The 7,163-nt window shown below is 67.5% G+C and carries 5 protein-coding genes and 3 pseudogenes; all 8 read right to left on the minus strand.

Annotated features, from left to right (window positions below):
* Window positions 1–94: 94 nt before the first annotated feature.
* Window positions 95–1,168: a transporter substrate-binding domain-containing protein gene (locus tag BAY1663_RS25590; RefSeq protein WP_256206944.1), complete on the minus strand. Its 1,074-nt coding sequence runs from the start codon at window positions 1,166–1,168 to the stop codon at window positions 95–97.
* Window positions 1,169–1,222: 54 nt separating this feature from the next.
* Window positions 1,223–1,570, minus strand: a pseudogene (locus BAY1663_RS26120) (methyl-accepting chemotaxis protein); the annotation flags it as partial.
* A complete protein-coding gene (locus BAY1663_RS21560; RefSeq protein ID WP_037044909.1) occupies window positions 1,492–1,911 on the minus strand; it encodes a hypothetical protein in 420 nt (139 codons plus the stop codon). The gene BAY1663_RS21560 and the pseudogene BAY1663_RS26120, both read right to left, overlap by 79 nt.
* A gap of 209 nt (window positions 1,912–2,120) precedes the next feature.
* Complete coding sequence (locus BAY1663_RS24565) at window positions 2,121–2,297, minus strand: hypothetical protein (RefSeq protein WP_164838488.1); 177 nt, start codon at window positions 2,295–2,297, stop codon at window positions 2,121–2,123.
* 55 nt (window positions 2,298–2,352) lie between these two features.
* The gene (locus BAY1663_RS21565; protein ID WP_256206942.1) at window positions 2,353–3,765 is read right to left on the minus strand and encodes an ammonium transporter; all 1,413 of its coding nucleotides are present in this window, start codon (window positions 3,763–3,765) and stop codon (window positions 2,353–2,355) included.
* 245 nt (window positions 3,766–4,010) lie between these two features.
* Window positions 4,011–4,220 (minus strand): annotated as a pseudogene (locus BAY1663_RS25600) (methyl-accepting chemotaxis protein); the annotation flags it as partial.
* Window positions 4,221–4,286: 66 nt separating this feature from the next.
* Window positions 4,287–5,096: pseudogene (locus tag BAY1663_RS26125) on the minus strand (PAS domain-containing protein); the annotation flags it as partial.
* A 145-nt stretch (window positions 5,097–5,241) separates the two neighbouring features.
* Window positions 5,242–7,163 (minus strand): DUF1989 domain-containing protein (locus BAY1663_RS21575; protein ID WP_037044918.1); only part of this gene is annotated, 1,922 nt, incomplete at its 5' end.

The following is a 7,163-nucleotide window of genomic DNA, read 5'->3' on the forward strand; positions in this document are numbered from 1 at the left end:
CGGGGCGATGCTTTTCAAGCTTGGGCAGTCCTTCGGCCTGCACCGCCGCGAGGGCGCGCTTCCTACAGGAGAGTCCGGCGCCCGCGTCCAGGCCTCAGAGCGCCGTCTCCAGGCTCAGGCTGCGGGCATCGTGCACGCCGTCGACGAAGCGCCAGTGCGGGTCGTCGTAGACCTGGCCCAGCCAGCGGCCGACCAGTTCCCGGTATTCGTGGCCCTGGCGGTATTCGCCGATGAAACGGTCGATGGCCTCCAGCAGGCCGATGTTGGCCGGTGCGTTGGCGACCGCCGCGCAATAGAACCACAGCTCCGGGCCGAGCTTGCCCGGCAGTATTTCGAGGCGCCCGCGCCACGGACTGGTCTCGCCATGGCAGGCCCAGTGGTAGATCGGCAGGTCGATGGCGAAGGCGTCCACCACGCCGTCGAGCAGGCAGTCGTGGATCATGCCCTGGTCGTTGTAGGCCAGCAGGTTGGCCAGCCGGATCCGTCCGCCGGGCTTGGCTTCGTTGGCCGGCCAGCGCAGGCCGAGGCCTTCCAGCACGGCGATGGCGGCGGGGTCGTTGACGCAACCGAGGACCTTGCCCTGCAGGTCGTCGAGGCCGCGGATACGCGCGTCGCCGGTGCGCTTGGCGAGCACGTAGGGCAGGAACACGTAGGGCGCGGAGAAGGCCACCTGGTCATAGCCCGGTATCGGCGGCAGGGCGCTCCAGACCAGGTCGGCCTCCTGTTCGCGGCGATGGCTGCCGGCTTCCAGCAATTGCAGGCAGCAGTCCCAGGGGTATTCGATGAAGCGGCACTTGACGCCCAGCCAGCGGGCCAGCGCCTGGGCCATTTCCGCATCCAGGCCCTGCAGCGGCTGGCCGGGTGCTTCGCGGAAGGACAGTCCCTTGAACTGCGGTTCGATGGCGATACGGATCTCGCCGCGCCGGCGGATGTCGGCGAGGCGGTCGTAGCCGGCATCCAGGTGCAGCTTTTCCTCCTGTAGCAGACGGCGCAGGTGTTCGGTGCGCTGCGCCGGTTCGCCTTCGCGGTACAAGCCCTGCAGGTCGCCGATCAGGCCCTGGCTCCAGTCGCTGCGGCTGCGCAGGTGGCGGTCGGCGCCTTCGCCGAGGCGCACGCCGGCGGCGATGACCCGGTTGTTGCCCTCGATCTCGGCGAGGTGTCCGCTCATGTGCTTGAGCAGGTCGTGCAGCGTCGCCAGGGATTCGCCGACCCGCGCGCTGAGCTGGTCGAAGCGTTCCTCGGAGGCATGGAGCAGACCGTTCAGGCGCTCGGCGAGGATGCCCAGGTCGATCTGCTCGTAGGCCTGGTGGGCGTTTTCCTGGGTACGCAGGGCGAGGTTGCGGATCTCGTTGGCGACCACCGCGAAGCCGCGTCCGGCCTCGCCGGCATGGGCCGCCTCGATGGCGGCATTCAGCGACAGCAGCTGTACGGTGCGGCCGATGTTGTCGATGTCGCCGATGACCTTGTGCGAGGCGGTGGAGCGCTCCTCGATCAGGTCGACCAGGGCGCTGAACTGCTCGGAGAAGAAGCCGTGGGTGGCCTTGAGCTCCAGGCCGACTTCGTTGCGCAGCTGTTCGGCGCCGGCGCTGCTGTCGTCGAGAAAGCCCGCGTGTCGCCGACGTAGCGCAGCTGCTCGGCGCTGCGCGCGCTGATCTCGCCGAAGACGTTCTCGACCTGCTCGATGGCCTGGCGGCTATATCGTTGCAGGGCTTCCAGGCGGCCGAGCAGGGCGGCGAGGGCGGCGCAATCGTCGATGACGGGCGCTGGCGGCGGGGCCGTCAGGCGGGCGCGCAAGGTGGCGGGCATCTGCCCGGCTTCGAGGGCGAGGGCAGTGTCGATGTCGCCCTCGAGCAGGGCCTGTTGCCAGAGTGGGCGGGTCGCCCTGGTTTCGCGGCCTGTGCTCCACCACATGGCGGTCTCCTGTGTCAGGCGGTTGCGATCGTTTCGGTGCGGCGTGACTGCGGTAGTCCCGGGCGCGCTGCCCAGTAGTGGGCGGGATGGAAGAAGGGGCGCTGAGCAACCGTATCCTGCGCGTTCGACCAGGGAAGGAAGCGCTGGACGGGTTCCCGCAGCGGTGTGCGAGACGGGCCCGTACCCGGTCGCGGGTACGGGCCGGCGCTTCAGTGTTTCAGTTTCTTCGGCTCCGGGTCGGCGTAGCTGTGCTTCTCGTGGATCATGGTCGCCACCAGGGCGAACAGGCTCACGGCGGCGACGAAGAAGGTGATCACCATCAGGATGGCGGGCTTGTCGGCGAAGGTGAAAACCGCGGCGGCGCCTTCGAACGTGCTGATGCTCATGGTCAAGCTCCTGTGCTGGGGGCGTGGTGGTCAGCGCCACGCCCGGGAATTGCCGTCAGGCGGGTTTGCTTTCGACGACGAGGGTAGTGGTGGTGAATTCACGGCCGTCATCGGTGGCGGCGTGGCCGTACATGGCCGCCCATTCCGGGTAGGCTTGGGCCGGTACTTCGGTGAGGTCGAGCCCGCGTTCCTCGGCGTGGGCCGGTACGCGCAGCATGCCGACCTTCTTCAGGCCGTAGGAGATGGCGTAGCCGGGGATGAAGCCCAGCGCGGCCATGGTCAGGGCGCCGACCAGCTGGCCAGTGAAGCTGATCTCGGCCATGCCGTTGACGTTCGGATAACCCGAGAGGAACACGCCGCTGATGAGCAGGCCGGCGAAGCCGCTGAAGCCGTGGACGGCGAAGGCGCCGACGGCGTCGTCGAGGCGGAATTTGAGCAGCAGGTTGTTGATCAGCGGCGCGGCCGCGGCGACGCCCATGCCGATCAGGTAGGCCAGGCCGGGGTGATAGAGATCCAGGCCCGGGGCCACGGAGATGATCCCGACCAGGCCGCCGGACATCATCCAGAACGGCTCGCGGGTGGTCAGGTAGGCGCCGATCAGACCGCCGGCGAAGCCCATCAGGGTGTTGAAGGCGAAGGCGGAGAGGTTGGTCGGCTGGCCGTAGATGTTGATCCACTGGGCACCGCTGTTGTAGATGATGCAGCCGCCGAGGAAGCCGAAGAAGCCGACGATGATCAGCATCAGGCCGACCACGCTCATCGGCATGCTGTGGCCGACGATCGGGTTGACCGAGCCATCGGCATTGAAGCGGCCGATACGCGCGCCGAGGTTGATCACCACGGCCAGGGCGAAGAAGCCGGCGATCATGTGCACCACGCCGGCGGCGCCGACGTCATGGTAGCCGAACTTGACCGTGAGCCAGCCTTCCGGGTGCCAGCCCCAGGCCGCGGCCAACAGCCACAGCACGCCGCCGAGGATGATGGTCATGATGATGAAGGCGCTCATCCGCGTACGCTCGATGATCGCCCCGGAGAGGATCGAGCCGGTGGTGGCGGCGAACAGGGCGAAGGCGCCCCAGAAGATGCCGGTGGCGTTGTCCTGCAGGTTCGGGCCCATGGATTCGCTCCAGGGCATCGCCGCCAGGAGCGCGTCCATGCGCGGCACCAGGCCGTCGGGAAAGGCGTTGTACACGGCCCAGCCGAGCAGGAACACGCTGGGGATGACGAAGCCGAAGGCCAGGATGTTCTTGACGCCGGCGGCCAGGGCGTTCTTCAGGCGGGAGGCGCCGATCTCGTAGGATAGGAAGCCCGCGTGGATCAGGATCATCAATGCCGTACACCACCAGTAGAATATTTCCATATTCAAGGTGTTGGTCATTTCTATCAGGGCCTGCAGCTCTTGCAGAGTGGGTGTCGTCTGCTCTTCCATCGCCGAATCCTCGATGCAGTAGTTGGAGTTGGTTGTCACCGGCAGATCAGTGGCGGTCGCGCCTGAACAAGGTGTCACTGTATTTTTATCTATAGTTATAAAAAGTTCCCTTCAAGAAAAAGCAAGCCTTGTGCCAGAAGCGCCTTGGCGCGCCGCAGAGGGCTTTCGGCGCCTCGTTGCCATGAGGCTCTGCCCCTTTTCTGTACAAAGGCCCATCCCCGCGCCTGAAATTGGTTCGCACTGCCCGCAATGGCGGGCGCTCAGCCCGCCTCGCTCCTGTGTTGCAACATGGCCTGGATCTGCTGTACCGACTCCTGGGTGCGCCGGGCGAGATTGCGCACCTCGTCGGCCACCACGGCGAAACCGCGGCCCTGTTCGCCGGCGCGGGCCGCCTCGATGGCGGCGTTGAGCGCCAGCAGGTTGGTCTGTTCGGCGATGCCCTTGATCACCCCGGCGACCTGGGCGATCTGCCCGTAGGTGGCCTGGATGCTGGCCTGCTCGCGCTCGTGCATCTCGGCGGCGGCCTTCTCGTCGCTGATCTCGCGCACCGCGCCGGTGACGTGCAGCAGCACGCCCCGGTCGTCGCGCAGGCAGCGGCCGCGCTCGCGGAACCACACTTCGCCGCGGGTCTTGTGGCGCATGCGGTATTCCACGGCATAGGAGCCGTCGCCATCGGCATCGGCCATCGCCGCCCCGAAAACCTGCATGACGTTCTTCACGTCGTCCGGATTGGCCACCGCGAAGTAGCTGTCCCAGCCGTCGGGGAATTCCTCGCGGCGGTAGCCGATCAGCGCGCGGAACTGATCGGACCAGCGGATCAGGTTCTGCGGGTGGTCGGGGTCGCCGTCGACCACGTTCATGTCCCAGCAGCCTTCGGTCAGGGTGCGCTTGGTCAGCTCCCAGACCTGTCGCTCCGCCTGCCAGGCGACGTGCTCGGCTTGCAGTTCGGCCAACTGATGCCGGGTGTCGAGCAGTTCCCGCTGCAGCTCGCCATTGCGTGCCTCGGACGCCTCCAGGCGGCGTTGCAGCTCGGCATATTCCGCCGATGTGCAGGGTGGCGGCGGGGCGCTTTCGCTGGCGTGGCGGATACGGCGCAATTCGTCGCAGTGCCGATGCAGGCGTTCCAGGCCGGCAAGCAGGTGCGGCTGGCGCTGCAGGTTGGGCTGCGCATGCAGCTGCAGCGGCTGTTCGGCGAGTAGCCGATCGAACAGTTGGCCGAGTTCATCGGCCAGGTTCCGGGAAGCGTTGCTGAACCACATCGGCCGGTTCTCCTCGAGTAGGTGATACGAGGCGGCCGCTTTCGTATCGACCGCCACTGCCTGATTGCCAAGCAATTCCCTTTCCAAGATCGAATGCAGGCGGGCGCTCATGGGTAGGTTGGCGCTGAGCGCAGCGAAGCCCAACGGGACCGGTACGAACGTGTTGGGCTTCGTCGCTGCGCTCCTCAGGCTGCGCGCCCCGACCCAACCTACGCGTTCCAGGCTTTTCTTGCCGCTTGTGGTTTGCCGCTTGCCGCTACGCCCTGACCCGGCTCTTGTCCGGGTCGTAGGCGACGGTGCCGGCGACGACGGTGGCGCCGATGCGTTTCTGCTGGCCGTCGAGCTTGCCGATCTCCAGGCGCGTGCCGGGCTCGCAGTACGCCACGTCGAGCCGGCACAGGGCGATGTTCCTGCCGAGCAGCGGCGAGCGGGTGGCGCTGGTGATCACGCCGACCTGGGCGCGGCCGGCGTGCACGCAGTCGCCGTGGTGGGCGATCTCGTTGCCGTCCAGCTCAAGGCCGACCAGCCGCTGCAGCGGATGCTCCTTGCGGCGCAGCAGGGCCTCGCGGCCGATGAAGTCGTCTTGCTTGCTCTTGAGCGGCACGCAGAAGCCGATGCCGGCCTCGAATGGGTCGGTCTGGTCGCTGAATTCGTAGCCGGCGAAGATCAGCCCGGCCTCGATGCGCAGCGTGTCCAGCGCGTGCAGGCCCAGCGGCACCAGGCCGAGCGGTTCGCCCAGTTGCCAGAGGCGCCGCCAGACCCGCATCGCGTCGTCCGGGTGGCACCAGATCTCGTAGCCCAGCTCGCCGGTGTAGCCGGTGCGCGAGACCATCAGCGGACAGCCGTTGTAGTCGTCCAGGCGGCCGACCAGGAAGCGGAACCAGCCCAGCTCGTCGAGCGGCGGCTGGGTGCCGGGCGTCCAGATCATCCGTGCCAGCAGTTCACGACTCAGCGGTCCTTGCACGGCGATGTTATGGATCTGCTCGGAGGCGGACTTGATCCATACCTTCATGCCCAGCTTCTCGGCCTGCTCGCGCAGCCAGACGCCGGCGTAGTCCTCGCCGCAGATCCAGCGGAAGGTGTCCGGCCCCAGGCGCAGCAGCGTGCCGTCGTCGAGCATGCCGCCGTGCTCGTAGCACATCGCGCTGTAGACCACCTGGCCGACCGCCAGCTTGCGCACGTCGCGGGTCAGGCAGTAGTTGAGCAGCGCCTCGGCGTCGGGGCCGATGACCTCGAACTTGCGCAGGGCGGAGAGGTCCATCACCGCCACCCGTTCGCGGCAGCCGTGGTATTCCTCGATGGCGCCGTAGCCGTCGAAGTGGGTGGGCGTCCACCAGCCGCGGTAGTCGACGAAGTGGCGGGTAAGGGCGGAGGTGCCGGGGTGGAAGCCGCTTTCGCGGGTCAGCACCGGGTCGGCGTCGGGCGTCTTGCGGTTGGCCATGGCGATACTGAAGCGCTCCTTGTCGGAATACACGCGGATATGGATGTCGGTGGGCTGCCAGCCGTTGGCCGGGTCGATGTCGTCCGGGCAGGAACTGCTGGCGCAGACCAGCTCGGTCATGGCGCGCAGCAGCACGTAGTCGCCAGGGCGCGACCAGGGCTCGTCGAGGGTCAGTTGCTGGTGCGCGTCGATACCGGTGTTGAAGAAGAAATTGATCGCCGGCCAGCCGGGCCGGCCGCGCACGCCGTACGGGTGCAGCGCGCGGCTGATGTTGTCGCTGCAGTTGGCGTGGCCGAAATAGCCCTGGCTTTCGTAGTAGCGCGCGGTGCAGGCCAGGGCGAAGGTGTCGTGGCGGCCGACGGTATCGCGCACCACTTCCAGCATCGGCTGCATGTCGCGGTCGAAGAATTTGCTGAACAGGCCGGGGCCGGGGTAGGCGTTGCCGTTCAGGGTGCGGGTGACGGTGGGGTCGAGGTCGATCTCGCGGCCGGCGTCCAGGCCGCGACGGTTGAAGGCGACGAAGTCCGAGCACTGCCGTCCGGCGACGTCGATGACCTGGATGTACTGCCCGGCGCCGACCTCGTAGTCGCGCGCCGTGCCGGGGCGGATGGTGAACTCGTCGACCAGTTCGCCGAGCGGTGTCGGCAGCGCCGGGACCAGCAGGCTAGACGGGTTGGCGCGGCGGATCGTCAGGCGCAGCTCGCTGGCGCGCTGCTGGCTGTCCACCGGCACCGGAC

It is taken from the genome of Pseudomonas sp. BAY1663 (assembly GCF_000582595.1).
In the GTDB taxonomy this organism is placed as follows: domain Bacteria; phylum Pseudomonadota; class Gammaproteobacteria; order Pseudomonadales; family Pseudomonadaceae; genus Stutzerimonas; species Stutzerimonas stutzeri_AF.